Annotated in this window: 18 protein-coding genes; 9 read left to right on the top strand and 9 right to left on the bottom strand. The window is 72.5% G+C overall.

Annotated features, from left to right (window positions below):
• Positions 1 to 56 precede the first annotated feature (56 nt).
• Positions 57 to 956 carry a sugar-binding transcriptional regulator gene (locus tag FHR77_RS01340; protein WP_235491193.1) on the bottom strand — a complete coding sequence of 300 codons (900 nt, stop codon included), beginning with the start codon at positions 954 to 956 and terminating at the stop codon, positions 57 to 59.
• A gap of 187 nt (positions 957 to 1,143) precedes the next feature.
• Between FHR77_RS01340 and FHR77_RS01335 the strand changes: the two genes are divergently transcribed.
• Both FHR77_RS01335 and FHR77_RS01330 read left to right on the top strand, forming a co-directional pair.
• On the top strand, positions 1,144 to 2,889 hold the full coding sequence (locus tag FHR77_RS01335; protein ID WP_167258224.1) for a glycerol-3-phosphate dehydrogenase/oxidase: 1,746 nt from the start codon (positions 1,144 to 1,146) through the stop codon (positions 2,887 to 2,889).
• A gap of 254 nt (positions 2,890 to 3,143) precedes the next feature.
• Positions 3,144 to 3,908 carry a GntR family transcriptional regulator gene (locus FHR77_RS01330; RefSeq protein WP_167258222.1) on the top strand — a complete coding sequence of 255 codons (765 nt, stop codon included), beginning with the start codon at positions 3,144 to 3,146 and terminating at the stop codon, positions 3,906 to 3,908.
• Here FHR77_RS01330 and FHR77_RS01325 read toward each other — a convergent pair.
• Positions 3,905 to 4,945 carry a hemolysin family protein gene (locus FHR77_RS01325; protein WP_167258220.1) on the bottom strand — a complete coding sequence of 347 codons (1,041 nt, stop codon included), beginning with the start codon at positions 4,943 to 4,945 and terminating at the stop codon, positions 3,905 to 3,907. The two genes, FHR77_RS01330 and FHR77_RS01325, sit on opposite strands and share 4 nt — an antisense overlap.
• A complete protein-coding gene (locus tag FHR77_RS01320; RefSeq protein WP_167258218.1) occupies positions 4,938 to 6,365 on the bottom strand; it encodes a hemolysin family protein in 1,428 nt (475 codons plus the stop codon). The genes FHR77_RS01325 and FHR77_RS01320 overlap by 8 nt, the downstream gene beginning before the upstream one ends.
• 200 nt (positions 6,366 to 6,565) lie before the next feature.
• Here FHR77_RS01320 and FHR77_RS01315 point away from each other — a divergent pair, with 200 nt between their 5' ends.
• Positions 6,566 to 7,381, top strand: coding sequence for a hypothetical protein (locus FHR77_RS01315; protein ID WP_167258216.1), 816 nt, complete (start codon positions 6,566 to 6,568; stop codon positions 7,379 to 7,381).
• An 8-nt stretch (positions 7,382 to 7,389) separates the two neighbouring features.
• Here the strand turns inward: FHR77_RS01315 and FHR77_RS01310 are convergent, their stop codons facing one another.
• Together FHR77_RS01310 and FHR77_RS01305 are read right to left on the bottom strand one after the other, a co-directional pair.
• Positions 7,390 to 7,701, bottom strand: coding sequence for a putative quinol monooxygenase (locus tag FHR77_RS01310; RefSeq protein WP_167258214.1), 312 nt, complete (start codon positions 7,699 to 7,701; stop codon positions 7,390 to 7,392).
• Positions 7,702 to 7,816: 115 nt separating this feature from the next.
• Positions 7,817 to 8,092, bottom strand: coding sequence for a GlsB/YeaQ/YmgE family stress response membrane protein (locus tag FHR77_RS01305; RefSeq protein ID WP_056052552.1), 276 nt, complete (start codon positions 8,090 to 8,092; stop codon positions 7,817 to 7,819).
• A gap of 286 nt (positions 8,093 to 8,378) precedes the next feature.
• Between FHR77_RS01305 and FHR77_RS01300 the strand changes: the two genes are divergently transcribed.
• Positions 8,379 to 9,824, top strand: coding sequence for a nucleobase:cation symporter-2 family protein (locus FHR77_RS01300; protein ID WP_167258212.1), 1,446 nt, complete (start codon positions 8,379 to 8,381; stop codon positions 9,822 to 9,824).
• 74 nt (positions 9,825 to 9,898) lie between these two features.
• Here the strand turns inward: FHR77_RS01300 and FHR77_RS01295 are convergent, their stop codons facing one another.
• Positions 9,899 to 10,747 carry an alpha/beta fold hydrolase gene (locus FHR77_RS01295; protein ID WP_167258210.1) on the bottom strand — a complete coding sequence of 283 codons (849 nt, stop codon included), beginning with the start codon at positions 10,745 to 10,747 and terminating at the stop codon, positions 9,899 to 9,901.
• Positions 10,748 to 10,885: 138 nt separating this feature from the next.
• Positions 10,886 to 11,713, bottom strand: coding sequence for an ammonia-dependent NAD(+) synthetase (gene nadE, locus FHR77_RS01290; RefSeq protein ID WP_167258208.1), 828 nt, complete (start codon positions 11,711 to 11,713; stop codon positions 10,886 to 10,888).
• Positions 11,714 to 11,956: 243 nt separating this feature from the next.
• Between nadE and FHR77_RS01285 the strand changes: the two genes are divergently transcribed.
• The 3 genes from FHR77_RS01285 (at position 11,957) to FHR77_RS01275 (ending at position 13,731) form a co-directional block, all read left to right on the top strand.
• Positions 11,957 to 12,910, top strand: coding sequence for an AraC family transcriptional regulator (locus FHR77_RS01285; RefSeq protein ID WP_167258206.1), 954 nt, complete (start codon positions 11,957 to 11,959; stop codon positions 12,908 to 12,910).
• Positions 12,911 to 12,967: 57 nt separating this feature from the next.
• Positions 12,968 to 13,399: a hypothetical protein gene (locus tag FHR77_RS01280; RefSeq protein ID WP_167258204.1), complete on the top strand. Its 432-nt coding sequence runs from the start codon at positions 12,968 to 12,970 to the stop codon at positions 13,397 to 13,399.
• A 173-nt stretch (positions 13,400 to 13,572) separates the two neighbouring features.
• Entirely contained in the window at positions 13,573 to 13,731 is a 159-nt protein-coding gene (locus FHR77_RS01275) for a hypothetical protein (protein ID WP_156369884.1), read from the top strand.
• Between the two features lie 143 nt (positions 13,732 to 13,874).
• Here FHR77_RS01275 and FHR77_RS01270 read toward each other — a convergent pair whose 3' ends face one another.
• Positions 13,875 to 14,147, bottom strand: coding sequence for a DUF4190 domain-containing protein (locus FHR77_RS01270; protein WP_167258202.1), 273 nt, complete (start codon positions 14,145 to 14,147; stop codon positions 13,875 to 13,877).
• A gap of 238 nt (positions 14,148 to 14,385) precedes the next feature.
• Here FHR77_RS01270 and FHR77_RS16510 point away from each other — a divergent pair, with 238 nt between their 5' ends.
• On the top strand, positions 14,386 to 14,988 hold the full coding sequence (locus tag FHR77_RS16510) for a TetR family transcriptional regulator C-terminal domain-containing protein (protein ID WP_167258199.1): 603 nt from the start codon (positions 14,386 to 14,388) through the stop codon (positions 14,986 to 14,988).
• Between the two features lie 127 nt (positions 14,989 to 15,115).
• A complete protein-coding gene (locus FHR77_RS01260; protein ID WP_056052528.1) occupies positions 15,116 to 15,781 on the top strand; it encodes a TetR/AcrR family transcriptional regulator in 666 nt (221 codons plus the stop codon).
• A gap of 200 nt (positions 15,782 to 15,981) precedes the next feature.
• Here the strand turns inward: FHR77_RS01260 and FHR77_RS01255 are convergent, their stop codons facing one another.
• Positions 15,982 to 16,131 (bottom strand): hypothetical protein, encoded by a 150-nt coding sequence (locus tag FHR77_RS01255; protein ID WP_167258197.1) that lies wholly within the window; start codon positions 16,129 to 16,131, stop codon positions 15,982 to 15,984.
• Positions 16,132 to 16,226 lie beyond the last annotated feature (95 nt).

Genomic DNA, 16,226 nt, shown 5'->3' with positions numbered 1-16,226 from the left:
CACGCCTCCCCGGGGCTCCTCCGCCCCCCGGGCCACGGCGTCGGCGCGCGCCCGCCTCAGCTCGCGAGCAGCGCCCGCGCCGTGCCCTCGTCGAGGATGAGGTCGGTCGCCAGCCCGGCCGCGAGGGCGCCGCGCACGCCCGCGACCTTCGCCTCGCCGGCGACGACGCAGACCCGTCGGGGAGCCCGGCGGACGGTGGCGAGGTCGGGCCCCGTGCCGCGGGCGTTCAGCTCGATGTCGGTCGACGAGCCGTCGGCGCGGTAGAAGACCGTCGCCACGTCGCCGACGACGTGGTCGGCGTCGAGGCTGTCGTGGTCGCTCTGCTCGAGGTAGCCGCCCGAGTAGACGTGGCTGGGCACTCGTGCGTCGCGCGAGCCGACGCCGAAGACGACGAGGTCCATCGACGCCTGCAGCTCGAGCACGCGCTTCGTGCTCCGCTCCCGCCACAGCGCCCGCTTCGTCGCCGGGTCGTCGAAGAACGCCGGCACCGGGAACTGCTGGATCGCCGCCGTGTACGCCTGCCCGAAGCGCCGCAGGATCTCGCTCGCGTACTCGATGCCCGTCGTGCGCGTGTTCGCGGCGCCGTTCAGCTGCACGACGACCGAGTTGTGCGTCGGCTTCGGCACCAGCGACCGGCTCACGGCGCTGAGCGTCGAGCCCCAGGCGACCCCGATGACCATGTTCGAGTCGACGTACGGCGTGATCGTTCGTGCAGCCGACAGGGCGACCCGTTCGAGCCGGTCGACGTCGCTCGTCTGGTCGGGCACCGGCACGACGTGCGCCACGACGCCGAAGCGCCGGTGCAGCCCCTCGGCGACGGCGGTCGCCTGGTCGAGCGGCGACTTGATCTGGATGTCGACGAGCCCCGACTCGCGGGCGGACTTCAGGAGGCGCGAGACCGACGAGCGGGACGTCCCCAGCTCCGAGGCGATCGCCTCCATCGTGAGGTCCTGCATGTAGTAGAGGTGCGCCGCGCGCAGCGCCTCCTGGGTCTTCTCCGCCGTCGTCAGCTCGGTCACGAGCACCTCCGTGCACATGTGTGCAGATACGTTGCACCCTCGCTCCGAGGGGTCGACCATGAGGTTACCGGCGAGACGGTGCGTCCACCCGCCCCGCCACCACCCCCAGATGGAAGAAGACCCCGTGACCGAGTCGAAGAAGACACAGAGCATCCGCAAGAACGTCGCCGCGATCATCGACCGCCCGACCGCGAAGGTGTTGATCGTCGGAGGGGGCATCAACGGCATCGCGACCTTCCGCGACCTCGCCCTCCAGGGCGTCGACGTCGTCCTCGTCGAGCGCAACGACTACGCCTCGGGCGCCTCGGCCGCCTCGTCGCACATGATCCACGGCGGCATCCGCTACCTCGAGAACGGCGAGTTCCGCCTCGTCCGCGAGAGCGTCGAGGAGCGCAACGGCCTCCTCAAGATCGCCCCGCACTACGTGAAGCCGCTGCAGACGACGATGCCGATCTTCTCGACCTTCTCGGGCATCCTCAACGCCCCGCTGCGCATGCTCACGCACAAGCAGCGCTCCACCAAGGAGCGCGGCGCGCTGCTGATCAAGGTCGGCATGACCCTGTACGACTCCTTCTCGCGCGACGGCGGCTCCGTGCCCCGCCACGTGTTCCGCACCGGCAAGGCCGCGCTGAACGACATGCCGGCCCTCAACAAGGGCGTCAAGTACACCGGCACCTACTACGACGCGTCGGTCCACGAGCCCGAGCGCCTCGCGCTCGACGTGCTCAAGGACGGCCTCGCGGTCGGCACCGGCGCCCGCAGCGCCAACTACGTCGAGGCCGTCGGCTCTCGCGACGGCGGCGTGCTGCTCCGCGACGTCGTCAGCGGCACCGAGTTCGTCGTCCAGGCCGACGTCGTCATCAACGCCTCCGGCCCCTGGACCGACCTCACGAACCAGGCGTTCGGCGGCGAGTCGGCGTACATGGGCGGCACCAAGGGCTCGCACATCGTCGTCGACAACGCCGAGCTGCTCGAGGCCACCAAGGGCCGCGAGATCTTCTTCGAGAACAACGACGGCCGCATCGTGCTCATCTACCCGCTCAAGGGCCGGGTGCTGATCGGCACGACCGACATCGATGCCGACCCGTCGCAGCCCGCGGTCTGCACCGAGGAGGAGGTCGACTACTTCTTCGACCTCGTCAAGCACGTCTTCCCGCAGATCGAGCTCGGCCGCGACCACATCGTCTACCGCTACTCGGGCATCCGCCCGCTGCCCCGTCACGAAGACACGGCCCCCGGCTTCGTGTCCCGCGACTACCGCATCGTCGAGACGCCCATCACGGGCCTCACCTCGACCGTGCTGAGCCTGGTCGGCGGCAAGTGGACGACCTTCCGCGCCCTCTCGGCGCACCTGTCGACCGAGGCCACGAAGCGCCTGGGCGTCGAGCGCACCGTCGACACGACGGGCATGGCGATCGGCGGCGGCAAGGGGTTCCCGACCACCGACGCGGCCCGCACGACGTGGGTCGCGGCGCACGCCGACGGCCTCGACCGTGACCAGGTCGACCGCCTGCTGACGCGCTACGGCACCCGTGCCGAGAGCGTGATCGAGACGCTGCTCGACCAGCCGTCGCAGCCGCTGGCCAGCGAGCCCGAGCTGACCGAGGCCGAGATCGCCTACTTCGCCGAGCACGAGGACGCCGTCCACCTCGCCGACGTGGTGCTGCGCCGCACGAACCTCGCGTTCGTCGGCGGCGTGACCATCGAGCTGCTCACCGAGATCGCCGACGTCCTGGGCCGCGCCCTCGACTGGAGCGACGAGCAGCGCGACGCCGAGATCGAGGCGACCATCGAGACGCTGCGCGCCTCGCACGGCGTCGAGGTCGGCTCGCAGCACGTGCCGAGCGAGACCGCCACGGCCTCGAAGTGACGACCCGCGCCTCCTGACCCGCGAGGGCCCCCGGGAGGCGCGGTGCACCGGCCCGTGCGCGTCGCGTTCCTGACCCGACACGGTGCGCACGCCAGGAGAGACCCGCCCGCCCCTCGGGGCCGGGCGGGTCTCGTGCGTCCGGGAGCGACCCGGGCCGCCGTCCACAGCCTGCGCCCCCTCGGACGACGGACTGGTATGTGACACTTCTCCGGTAGGGTCGTGCCGTACCGCCCTCGTGCCGAACGGAGACCGCCGTGCCCATCCCCACCTCGCCCCCCGCCGTCGAGCGTCAGCTGCTGCGCGACACGGTCCGCTCGCGCATCCGCGACGCGATCGTCGACGGCACGCTCGAGCCCGGCGAACGCCTGCACGACGACGAGCTGATCGCCTGGCTCCAGGTGTCGCGCACCCCCATCCGCGAGGCGCTCGGCGACCTCGTGCGCGCCGGCCTCGTCGAGATGGCGCCGAACCGCTACACCCGGGTCGCGACTCCCCGGGCCGAGGAGGCCATCGAGGCCGTCCAGACGCTCGGCGTCCTGTTCGGCGGCGCCGTGCGCCTCGCCGTCCCCCTGCTGTCGGCGGGCGTGACGGCCCAGATCGTGGCCGGCATCGACGCCTGCCTCGCCGACCTCGACGCGGAGGACGGCCCGGCGCTCAACGCCCACACCGTGGCGCTCTTCTCCACCTACGTCGACCACTGCGGCAACGCCTCGCTGCAGCGGGTCTGCCGCGACGTGACCGACGGCCTCGCCTACAAGCTCCGCCTGCCGAACATCGTCCAGGTGCTCAACTGGGCCGGCATGGCGGAGCAGTACCGCCTCCTGCGGCAGGCCACGCTCGACGGCGACCCGATCACCGCCGAGCTCGCCGCCGAGGCCCTGCACGAGCTGCCGGGCGAACGGCCCGCCCCGGCGCGCGGGGGCGGGCCGGGGCCGGTCGCGGCCCAGCCCGTCGTCGAGGCCCAGCCCGTCGTCGAGGCCCAGCCCGTCGTCGAGGCCCAGCCCGTCGTCGAGGCCTAGACCGTCGTCGCGTCGTCGACCTCGCCGACGAGCTCCTCGATGATGTCCTCCAGGAAGAGCACGCCGGTCGTGGTGCCGTCGGCCCGCACCGAGCGGGCCACGTGGGCGCCGCTGCGGCGCATGGCCGCGAGGGCGTCCTCGAGGTCGGCGTCGTGCGAGACCGCCCCCAGGCGACGGATGCGCTTCTCGGGCACCGGGGCGTGGAACGACTCCGGCGTCGTGAGGTCCATGACGTCCTTGAGGTGCAGGTAGCCGGTGGGCTGCCCGTCGGCGTCGGTGAGGACGTACCGCGAGTAGCCGTGGGCCGAGACGGCCCGCTGCACGTCGGCCGGCGTGGCCGCCGGGGCGAGGCGCACCATGTCGGCCACCGGCACCTCGACGTCGCGCACCTTCCGGGTCGTGAACTCGAACGCGGCGCTGAGGGTGCCCGACGCGTCGTCGAGCACGCCCTCGCGCGTCGACTGCTGCACGATGCCGGCGACCTCGTCGAGCGTGTAGGTGCTGGTCGCCTCGTCCTTCGGCGTCACGCCGAAGAGCCGCAGCACGCCGTTGGCGATGCCGTTGAGCGACCAGATCACGGGCCCGAACACGCGGGCCACGACGACGAGCGGCGGGGCCAGGATGAGCGCGGCCCGGTCGGGCACCGAGAACGAGAGGTTCTTCGGGATCATCTCGCCGACCACCACGTGCAGGAAGGTCACGAGCACGAGGGCGATGACGAACGCCACGACGCCGATGGCCTCGGCCGACAGCGTGGTCAGCCCGAGCGGGATCTCGAGCAGGTGGTGGATCGCGGGCTCCGACACGTTGAGGATCACCAGCGAGCAGACCGTGATGCCGAGCTGGCTGGTCGCGAGCATGAGCGTGGCGTGCTCCATCGCCCACAGGGTCGTCTTGGCGGCCTTGCTGCCCGCCTCGGCGCGCGGCTCGATCTGCGAGCGACGGGCGCTGATGACGGCGAACTCGGCGCCGACGAAGAAGCCGTTGACGACGAGCAGCACCACCAGCCAGACGATGCCGGGCAGGTACTCACTCATGGGTCAGGTCCTCTCGGAGGGCGGTGGCGATGCGGTCGTGCTCCGCGCGGTCGGCGCGGTCGCGGTTCTCGGCGGGGGTGGCGGGGCCGGAGGCGCGGGTCGTGCCGGCCGGGCCGGTCGCGTCGTCGTCCGCCCGCGGCACGAAGCGCAGCCGCTCGGTGCGCTGGCCCACGACGCGCTCGACGCGGAGGGCGCCGCCGGCGACCTCCACCTCGTCGCCGACCTCGGGCAGCCGCCCGAGCCGCTCGGTGACGAAGCCGCCGACCGTCTCGTAGTCGCCGTCGTCGGGCACGCGGATCGCGGCCCGGTCGTGGAGCTCGTCGGGGCGGAGCGCGGCGTCGAAGAGCACGGTGCCGCCCGAGCGGACGATGCCGACGCGGGCCCGGTCGTGCTCGTCCTCCAGCTCGCCCACGATCTCCTCGACGAGGTCCTCGAGGGTGACGAGGCCGGCGGTGCCGCCGAACTCGTCGGTGACCACGGCGATCTGGAAGCCGTCGCGGCGGAGCAGGCCGAGCAGCGTGTCGGTGCCCATGGTCTCGGGCACGAAGCGCGCGTCGGAGACGAGGGAGGAGACGAGGACCTCGTCGCGCTCGGCGAGGGGCAGGGCGAACGCCTGCTTGACGTGCACGACGCCGAGGATGTCGTCGGAGTCGTCGCCGATGACGGGGAACCGCGAGAACCCGCTGCTCAGCGAGGCCTCGACCACCGCGGCGGCGGTGTCGGTGGCCCGGACGGTCGTCATGCGCACGCGCGGCGTCATCACGTCGACGGCGTCGTGCTCGGAGAAGCGCAGGGTGCGGCCCAGCAGGGTCGCGTGGTCGTCGTCGAGGACGCCCTCGAGCGCCGACCGGCGGACGAGCGAGCTGAGCTCCTCGGCCGAGCGGGCGCCCGAGAGCTCCTCCTTGGGCTCGATGCCCATGCGGCGGATGGCCGCGTTGGCCGTGTTGTTGAAGAGCAGGATCACGGGCTTGAAGACGGTCGTGAAGGCCGCCTGGAACGGCACCACGAGCTTCGCGGTGGCCAGGGGCAGGGCGAGGGCGAAGTTCTTCGGCACGAGCTCGCCGATCACCATCGAGAAGAGGGTCGCGACGAGGATGCCCACGACGGCGCCGATGCCGGGCACGATCGCCTCGGGCACGCCGAGGCCGGTGAGCGGGCCCTCGAGCAGCGAGCTGATCGCCGGCTCGAACGTGTAGCCCGTCAGGAGCGTCGTCAGCGTGATGCCGAGCTGCGCGCCGGAGAGGTGCGTCGACGTGATGCGGAGGGCCGCGATGGTCGGGCCGAGGCGCTTCTCGCCCCGCTCCTGGCGCTTCTCGAGGTCGTTGCGGTCGAGGTTGACCAATGAGAACTCGGACGCGACGAACAGGCCGGTGCCGACCGTGAGGACGAGACCGATGCCCAGCATCACCCACTCATTCATGATGCCCCTCCCCCCGTGGTGCGGCCGCCGAGGCGGTCAGGGCCGGGAAGGGCCAGGGCATGTGGGAGGGAGGGTCGTCCATGAGCGAGAACGGTAGGGGCCTGCGCCGACAGACCCCTGGGAACGTGCAGGCGCTGCACGGGCCGACCGGCGCCGGGGAGGCCGTACTGTGGAGCCGATCGAGATTGGACCACCACCCCGTGACTGACATGAGCCTCCGGCTTCCGACGACGCGGTTCCGCGCCGTCTTCGCGCTCGGCACCCGGCGCGCGGCCGGCCTGCCCCTCCCGACGACCCTCGGCGCCCCGAACCTCTTCGCGGAGTGGGACGACGAGACGGAGCAGAGCACGCTCTACGTCGGCTTCGGCACGGGGCAGATCCACCTCGACACCGCGCCCACGGGCATCGAGCACCACTTCCACGAACTCAGCGGCGACGACACCGACGTCAGCCCCTGGAACGGCGACGACACGCGACAGCTGCTCGACTGGTCGTCGGCCCTCCTCTCCGACTTCCACCAGCTCGTGCCCGACCTGCTCGACGACGTCGACGACGCGGCCGCCTGGCACGACGCCGGCCTGACCCTCTGGGTCTGCGAGGTCGAGGAGCCCACGCAGCTCGACCTGATCGAGGTCGACATCGAGGGCGAGCTGCTGACCCTGCCGTGGCTCGGCGCCGGCCACGTCGAGCACGACCACGTCGAGGAGTCGGCGCACGGCGCCCTCGACCACGGCGTCGACGACGACCGCGAGCACCCGATCGCCCTGCTCTGGACGGCCGAGGCCGACGGCACGCCGGACTCCCCCATCGCCGAGGCCTGGCTGCGGCCCGGTACCGAGCAGCCCGTCACCCGGGCCGTGCCCGGCGTCGACTGGGCGGCGGTGGGCATGCCCGCCGACGAGGTGCTGTCGTGGCTCGAGGGCATCTACCTCAACCACCACGTGCTGCCCGACCCGGCCGGCACGATCCTCACCGGGGTGCTCGAGCGCCTCGGCGGGATCGACGGGACCGACTAGGGCGGGGCTCAGACCAGGTCGCCGTCCGGCGAGAGCGACGGCTCCTCCGGCCCGGTGAGCGCGTAGTCGTGCACGTGCGACTCGCGCACCTCGGCCTCGTCCTCCTCCGACGCGCCCTCGCCCCGGAAGTCGTCGAGCGCCTGCTCCGAGACCCACCGCTGGGCGACGTTGACGCGGCCCGGGTCGACGACGTCGGGCGAGAGGGCGTAGTCGAGGTTGCCGGGTGCGACGCGCGCGGCCTCGATCTCGGGGGCACGGCTGGCGAGGTAGTCGTCGCGCAGCTCCGGGTCGACGAGCAGGTGTCCGGTGACGATGATCATGCGGCCACCCAACACCCCCGCCCCGGTGCGGCCGCGGCGTCGGGGTACGACGAAGGGCCCCGGCGAGTGCCGGGGCCCTTCGGTGCGCGACGGGACGTGCCCGTGCTGCTGCTGCCTAGCGGCGGCTGCGACGACCGGTGACCTGGATGTAGATCACGAGGACGATGATGGCGCCGATGATCGAGCCGATGATGCCGGAGGGCTGGAAGAAGCCGTCAGCGTTGTCGCTGCCGAAGAGCAGGTAGGCGAGGAAGCCACCGACGAACGAACCGATGACGCCCAGCAGGATGGTCATGGGGATCGAGATGTTCTGCTTGCCCGGGACGACGAGGCGAGCGACGGCACCGGCGATGAGCCCGATGACGAGAAGGCTGATGATGAGGCCGATCATGGTGTTCTCCTTGATGTTGTCATGTCTGCGACATGCGAGAGCGGCCGGGTCAGCCGCTCCGACCACTGAACCACGCCTGAGCGTTCCCTGTTACGTCTCGTCGAGAACTGGTGCTGGAGCACGACGTGAGCTAAGCGATCTGGGCGCGGGACACGATCGTCCTGTAGGGAGCGACTCGCGCCTCCTTCGTTACGGTCATGTGAAACATCAGGGCGGAGGCGCGGCGCGGCCCCCGGGGCACGCCAAGCTGTCAGGGGGCCCCGCCGGGGGCCCAGCGAGGAGCAGCATGAGCGACCACCCCCGATCCGCCCCCGCCCCGGCCGACGGCGCGACGACGACGAGCGCGACGGGGCCGCGGCACCCCGTCGACGAGGTGCCTCCGCTCCGCCGCCTGCTGCCGCTCGGCCTGCAGCACGTGCTCGCGATGTACGCGGGCGCCGTCGCTGTGCCGCTCGTGATCGGCACCGCCCTCATCGAGGCCGGGCGGCTCGACCCCGGCGCCCTGCCGCACCTGATCACCGCCGATCTCTTCGTCGCCGGGATCGGCGCGGTGCTCCAGTCGGTCGGGGTCTGGCGGGTCGGTGCCCGCCTGCCGCTGATGCAGGGCTGCACCTTCGCATCGGTCGGACCGATGATCACCATCGGCACCGAGCACGGCGTCGGCGCCATCTACGGCTCGGTCATCATGTGCGGGCTGATGATGTTCGCCATCGCCCCCGTCTTCTCGCAGCTCGTGCGGTTCTTCCCGCCGCTCGTGACCGGCACGGTCATCCTCGTCATCGGCCTCTCGCTGATGAGCGTGGCCGGCGGCTGGGTGATCGACGGCGCCACCGACGGGGCGCCGCCGGTCAACGTCGCCCTCGCCGCCGGCACCCTCGCGGTCATCGTGCTGATCGAGCGCTTCGCCCCGCCGGCCCTCGGGCGCCTGTCGATCCTGCTCGGGCTCGTCGTGGGCACGCTCGCCGCCGTGCCGCTCGGCCTCGTCGACGTCAGCGCCGTCGGCGAGCAGCCGTGGGTCGGCTTCTCGACGCCGTTCCAGTTCGGGCTGCCCACCTTCCCGGCCGCGGCGGTCATCTCGATGCTCATCGTCGGCCTCGTGATCATGACCGAGACCACCGGCGACATCGTCGCCGTCAGCGAGATCGTCGACCGGCCGCTGACGCCCCGCCGCCTGGCCGACGGGCTCCGCGCCGACGGGCTCACCACCGTGCTCGGCGGGGTGTTCAACACCTTCCCGTACACGGCGTTCGCGCAGAACGTGGGGCTGGTCAGCATCACCGGCGTCAAGTCGCGCTGGGTCGCCACCTGCGCCGGCGTGATGCTGATCGCGTTGGGGCTCGTGCCGAAGCTCGGCGCCGTCGTCGAGGCCGTGCCGCTCGCCGTGCTCGGCGGGGCCGGCGTCGCGCTCTTTGGCATCGTCGCGGCGAGCGGCGTGCGCACCCTCTCGACGGTGCGGTTCACCGACCGGAACGTGCTGGTCGTCGCCCTCGCCGTCGGCGTCGGCCTCCTGCCGACGGTGTCGCCGACGATCTACGAGCGGTTCCCGTCGTGGTTCACGCTGGTCTTCGACTCCGGCATCAGCGCCGGGGCGATCGTCGCGATCGCCCTCAACCTCCTGCTCGGCGGCGAGCGGGTCGCCCGCGGTGGCGACAGCGTCGCCGAGGGCCCGTCCGCCCACGACGCCGTCCGCGGCGCGCAGCTCGCGGCCGATCCGGAGCCGCCGACCCGCTGACCGGGCCGCCGCGCACGACGCGGCCCGCGACTCCCCGGTGACGAGGAGGCGCGGGCCGGGTCGTGCAGGAAGGCCTACTTGGCGAGGAACGCCAGCACGTGGCGGTTCCACTCGTCCTTGTGCGAGACGGTGACGCCGTGCGGGCCGCCCTCGATCACGACGAGCTCGCTGCCGGCGATCGCCTCGTGCGTGCGCTTGCCGCTGACCTCGAACGGGACGGTGTTGTCGGAGTCGCCGTGGATCACGAGCGTCGGCACCGTGATGCGCGTCAGGTCGTCGCGGAAGTCGGTGGTCGCGAAGGCCACCGTGCAGTCGAGCGTGCCCTTGGGCGACGCCATCTCGGCGATCGCGACGTTGTAGGCGATCTGCGCGTCGCTGACCTTCGGGCCGTTGAGCAGCGAGGGCTTGCCGGCCGTGAAGAACATCTTCACGAACTCCTCGAGGAAGGCGGGCCGGTCGCCCACGATGCCGTCGTGGAACCACGCGGCGAGGTCGTCGTCGACGCCGCCCTCGGGGTTGTCGTCGCTCTTGTAGAGGTACGGCGGCACGGCGCTGGCGAAGACGAGCTTCGCGATGCGGTCCTGACCGTAGGTGCTCACGTAGCGGGCCAGCTCGCCGCCGCCCATCGAGAAGCCGATCAGCGTCACGTCGTGCAGGTCGAGGGTGTCGAGCACGGCCTCCAGGTCGGCGGCGAAGGTGTCGTAGTCGTAGCCGTCCCACGGCTGCGACGACTGGCCGAAGCCACGGCGGTCGTACGTGATGACCCGGTGGCCGGCCTCGACGAGCGCGGGCACCTGGCCCTCCCACGAGCGACCGCTGAGGGGCCAGCCGTGGATCAGGACGACGGGGGCGCCGCTGCCGGCGTCTTCGTAGTGGAGCTCGACCTCGGGGCCGGTGGCGGAGGGGACGGTGATGGTGGGCATGGCTGCCTTCCTTCGTGTCGTGTCGGATGTGACCCCGACACTGGACCCGCGCCCTGGGAGCGACCGGAGGGTGTCCGGGGAGCGCACCGACCGGCGCGTTCCCCGGACCGCCCCGCGGGGCGGGGAGCCGGTGCGGGCTCAGGCCTCGCGCCACCAGGTGTCGTGCGGGGTGGCCGGCACGCGGCGCTTGTGCTCGGTGGCGAGGTAGCGCTGCTCGATCAGCTCGGCCGTCGCGTCGTCGACGTCGCGCCCCTCGAGGTACGCGTCGATGTCGGCGTAGGTGAGGCCGAGGTTCGCCTCGTCGGTCTGGCCGGGCGTCTCGTCGAGCAGGTCGGCCGTCGGCGCCTTCTCGTAGAGGCGGGCCGGCGCGCCGAGGTGCCGGAGGAGGGCGGCGCCCTGGCCCTTGCTGAGCCCGGTGAGCGGCGTGAGGTCGACCCCGCCGTCGCCGTACTTCGTGAAGAAGCCGGTGAGCGCCTCGGCCGCGTGGTCGGTGCCCACGACGAGCAGGCCGCGCTCGCCCGCGATCGCGTACTGGGCCACCATGCGGGTGCGGGCCTTGACGTTGCCCTTCGCGAAGTCGCTGACGGGCGCCCCGAGGGCGGCGGCGACGTCGCCGGCGGTGCCGTCGACACCGCCCTGGATGTTCACGACCAGGCCCTCGGCGCCGTCGATGAAGCCGAGCGCGAGCTGCGCGTCGTCTTCGTCGGCCTGCACCTTGTAGGGCATGCGGACCGTGACGAGCTCGGCCTCGCCGCCGTCGCGGCGCACGCCCTCGACGGCGAGCTGGCAGAGACGACCGGCGAGCGTGCTGTCCTGCCCGCCGCTGACCGCGAGCACGAAGCCCGCGGCGCCGGTGGTCTCCAGGTAGTCACGGAGGAAGGCCACGCGCGTCTCGACCTCGGTGGCGGGGTCGATCTGCGGGGCGACGGCGAGCTCGGCGATGATGGTCTGCTGCAGCGGTCTCATGCGTCGAGAGTAGCCACGACGCCCGACAGCTGCGCGGGGCCCTACTTCGAGGAGCCCATGGCCACGAACGACGCGACCACGAGGCCGAGGCCCGCGACCGTGACGGCGCTGATGAGCACGGTGAAGAAGGTGGCGATCTGGGCGTTGTCCATGGGTCGGCTCCTGCCGGTCGGGGTCGGTCGGACCGATCGTGGCAGACGCGGATGGGAGGACGGCCCGGGCCGTGCCAGGATCGGGGTCGGGATGGATGACGCAGACGGCTCGATGACGAGGTCGGCCACGGACGGCCGCGACCTCGACGAGGCGCGCCTGCTCTACGAGACGGCCTACCCGGGCGACGGCTTCCGGCTCGAGCACGGCGACGGCCCGTTCTCGTACCGCTACACCTCGACGGGCGACGCGGTCGTGACCCTCCGTACGTCGGAGTTCCGCGGGACCGCCCACGGCGTCGCGGAGGAGACGCGCGAGTACATCGTCTCGTGGCTGCACGAGGGCCACGGCGTGACCGACGTCGGGCGCGACGAGACGGCCCAGACGCTGCACGTGCCGCACGTCGCGCCCACCCGGGCGTACGAGTTCGACTACGCCGACTACCGGCAGAACCTCGTCCACCTCGACGGCGGCTACCTCGAGGGCCTGGCCGCCGAGCACGAGGGCGTCGAGCCCGGGCGCCTGCTGTTCCACCACGCCGCCGAGCCGGGCCGGGACGCCCTCGCACGGTGGCGCCGCGTGCTGGCGGCCACGACGCCCCTGCTGCTCGACGCGGCGACCCCGCTGCTGACCCGGTCGGAGGCCGACCGGCACCTCGCCCTGGCGGTGCTCGACACCTTCCCCCACGAGGCGGGGGCGTCGTCGCCCCTCGCGCTGGTGGCCTCCGGCTCGCGCCTCCGCCGCGCCGTGGAGTACCTCCGCGACCACGCGCACGAACCGATCGCCGTGGCGGACGCCGCGGCCGCCGTCGGCCTGAGCAGCCGCGGGCTGCAGGCGGCGTTCGCCCGCCACCTCGACACCACGCCGACGCTCTACCTCCGCACCGTCCGCCTCGACCGGGCCCGGGCAGAGCTGGCCGAGCTCGACCCCCGGCGGGCGACCGTGGCCGACGTGGCCCGCCGGTGGGGCTTCGGGCACCTGGGCCGGTTCTCGGGCACCTACCGCGAGCGCTTCGGCGAGTACCCGAGCGTGACGCTGCACCGCTGAGGCACGGAGACGTGCGTCGTGTGCACGTTCCGGCGCGAACAGTGGCAGCGTAGGGGGGTGAACGAGACCGACCCGACCCTCCGCACCCCCGCCTCCTCGCCCGACCCCGCGCCCACGGTCGGCCAGCCCCCGCTGCCGGGCGGGCGCGACCTGATGGGCCCGGTCGAGAACCTCCAGCGCATCATGTGGACGGGCACGCTGTGGTTCGTCGGCGGCGTCGTGGCCGTGGCCGTGGCGTTCGCGGCGGTGCTGCTCTCGGGCTGGCGGCCGGAGCTCCTGTCGACGCCCGGCGAGGTGCTGTTCTGGGTCGGCGCCGGCGCCGTGGCGCTGAGCCTCGGCCTGATCGGCTGGTCGGGCTGCCCCATCCTCGAGGTGAGCGTGCCGGTCTCCGACCGAAACAAGACGAAGACGATGCAGTTCGGCACCGCGATCTTCCTCGTCGGCTCGGCCGCGACGATGCTCGCGGTGCTGCTCGGCCCGGCCTCCTGACCGTGACGGTCCGCTGGTCGCGGGCCCTGTCCGCTGAGCGCGACCTCTAGCGGGTGTAGCTAGGCGATCTAGCTATCCGTATGTGAGTATGCATGCGCATCGATTCACGGCGATGCGGCCCCGTGGGGCCCGGTACGGACGACGGCGCAGGGCCGTCAGGAACGAGAAGCGCCATGAGCATCCTCCGACAGTCTCCGTTCGCCGAGGCCTCGCCCTTCTCGGAGGTGCGGGAGGCCGAACGTCGCACGACGCTCCTGGTCGTCGCGACGTCGGCGGTGTCGGCCTGCGGCATGCTCGTGGCCGGCATGCTCGTCGCCCTAGGGGCCTCTTGAACGTCCGGGCCTCCTGAGCGTCCGGGCGTCCTGAGCGCCCACGGCGCGGCGCGGCGCGACCGACGAGCCCCGGGAACGCGAGGAGGCGCGGTGATCGCTCACCGCGCCTCCTGCCGTCCGGCCCGTGGCCGGGCCGTCGCGACCTAGTAGGTCGTGCTGACGCCGGCGTTGGCCCCCGCGATGGCGAAGACGACGCTGATGATGATGCCGATCACGATGAACGCGAGGCCGATGATGATGGCGGCCAGCGCGAGGCCGCTGCCCTTCTCGCCGGTGCGCTTGATCTGCGAGCGCGCGACGAAGCCGAGGATGACGCCGACGAGGGGCACGAAGAAGGCGAGGATGATGCCGACGATCGCGAGGACGTTGGTCTTGACGGGGGCGCCGGCGGCGCCGTAGGGCTGGGGGGTGGTCATGGTTCTCTCCTGAGGAGTCGATGGAACGGAGCAGGGCAGCTGCTCGTCCGGTCGTGGATCCCCCCGGAACCGAGCGACCTCACCGTAGCAGCGGGCACGGGGCGGGGCGCTGTCTCTCCACAGGGCACGCCGGAGCCCCCGGCGCCGCGGCTCCCACTGCCCCCGAAGGGGGCGTGGCAGGCGGCCGTCGGCACCGACATGCTGAGGCCGAGGACCCCACCACCCCTCGAGGAGAACCGTGACGATCGAGACGACCGCCCCTGATCCGAGCGCCTTCGACCTCGCCGTCGCCGACCGCAAGGACGTCGTCGTCGCGACCGTCGAGACGCTCGAGCGCCTCGGGTACGCCGGGACGAGCTTCGAGGACGTCGCCCGGACCGCGCAGACGACCGTCGCCGCCGTCCGTCGCCACTTCCCGTCGTGGCTCGGCCTCGTGCTCGCCGCCCTCGACCGCTGGAACCAGGACCGCTTCGAGCAGGTCGCCCGCGAGACCGCCGGCGGCGCGACGCTCGGCTTCATGCGCGGGCTGGTCGCCTACGGCGCCCAGCACCCCGCGCTCTCCCGCACGCTCCTGTCGCTCGCGGTCGAGGGCACCGACCCCGGGCACCTCGCGTCGCTCTACCTCCGCGACCGGTACTGCGACTTCCACACCATGGTGCAGCAGGGGCTCGCCTTCGACGTGAGCGAGGGCGTCGTGCCCGCCGGCGTCGACGTCAAGGCGCTCGCGACGACCCTCATCGCGCTGTTCGAGGGCCTCCAGCTGCAGATGCTGCTGCGCCCCGGCTTCGAGCCGACGACGGCCTTCGACCACGCCCTCGCGGAGATCACCTGCTCGTGGTGACCGCGCGGCGCCGCTGAGGCGACCACCCGTCGACCGCGCCTCGGCGGGTCGACGCACCTCGCGCCTCCCGCGCCTTCCCCAGAACGGGGACTCGTCAGGCGCGCGCTGCTCTGGTGACATTGCTGTCGTGAACGACCAGAACGCCTCCCCCGACGACTTCTACGCCGAGTCGGCCCACGTCGAGCTGCGCCGCAGCGTCGTGGCCGCCGCCATCGAGACCTTCCGGCACCGCGCCTTCCACGAGACCACGCTGGAGGCGGTGGCCGAGACCGCAGGACTGCCCCTGGAGGCGGTGACCGCGCACTTCCCCGACTGGAACGGCCTGCTGCTCGCGGCCGTCGACCGCTGGACGGCCGAGCGCACCTCTCCCCTCCTGCCGGTCATGGCGTCGCACGGCACCGTGCTCTTCCTGCGCCGGATCGTGCAGTCGAACATCGAGGACCCGTCGCTGATGCGGTTGCTGAGCTCCCTCGTCAACGTGGCCGCGACTCCCGGGCACCCGCTCTCCGAGCTGCTGCAGGGCGACTGGAGCCGGTTCCACCGGATGGTCGCCGAGGGCCTCCGCCGCGACGTCGAACTCGGGCGCGAGCCCGCGACCATGGCGCCGGCCCGCGGCGCGGAGCAGCTGCTCGCCCTCTACGAGGGTCTGCAGCTGCAGTCGATGGTGCGGCCGCGCATGGACCTCCTCGACGCGTACGACCGTGCCGTCACGCGGCTCCGCGACGGGTGGGGGCGCCCCTACGCGGCGCCCACCTGGGACCTCGACGACCTGGCGCTGGTCGGCGCGGCCTGACCCGGACGCCCCCGGACGTGCGGAGAGCCTCCCGGGGGAGGCTCTGCACGTGGCCCTCGTCGGCCCCCCACGACGTGGGCGGCTGGTACGGGCCGGGGCGACGCGGGTGCGTCAGGCGGCGTCGCTCGTGAAGAGCTCCGCCAGGTCGAGGGGCTCGGTCATCGGGAGGTCGAGGTGGTCGACCATCGCGACGGAGGCGGTCACGCGCCGGCGCCGAGGACGACGAGCATGCCGGCGATCGCGGTGCCGCAGGTCGCCAGCGCCGACGTGGCGATGACGAGGAGCGTGATCTGACGATCAGCGTCGCGGATCTCGGAGAAGGGGCTCCTGCTGGCGTGGATGAGGCTCATGGTGCTGCTCGTCTCTGGCAGCCCTGCGCTGCCGTCGGTGACCGTGGTGACCGGGTGGTCGGCCCTGTCGCCAGGGCCGCGTACCGCCGTGAACC

Source organism: Frigoribacterium endophyticum (genome assembly GCF_011759585.1).
Classification (GTDB): domain Bacteria; phylum Actinomycetota; class Actinomycetes; order Actinomycetales; family Microbacteriaceae; genus Frigoribacterium; species Frigoribacterium endophyticum.
This window is presented reverse-complemented; position numbering and strand designations above follow the sequence as displayed.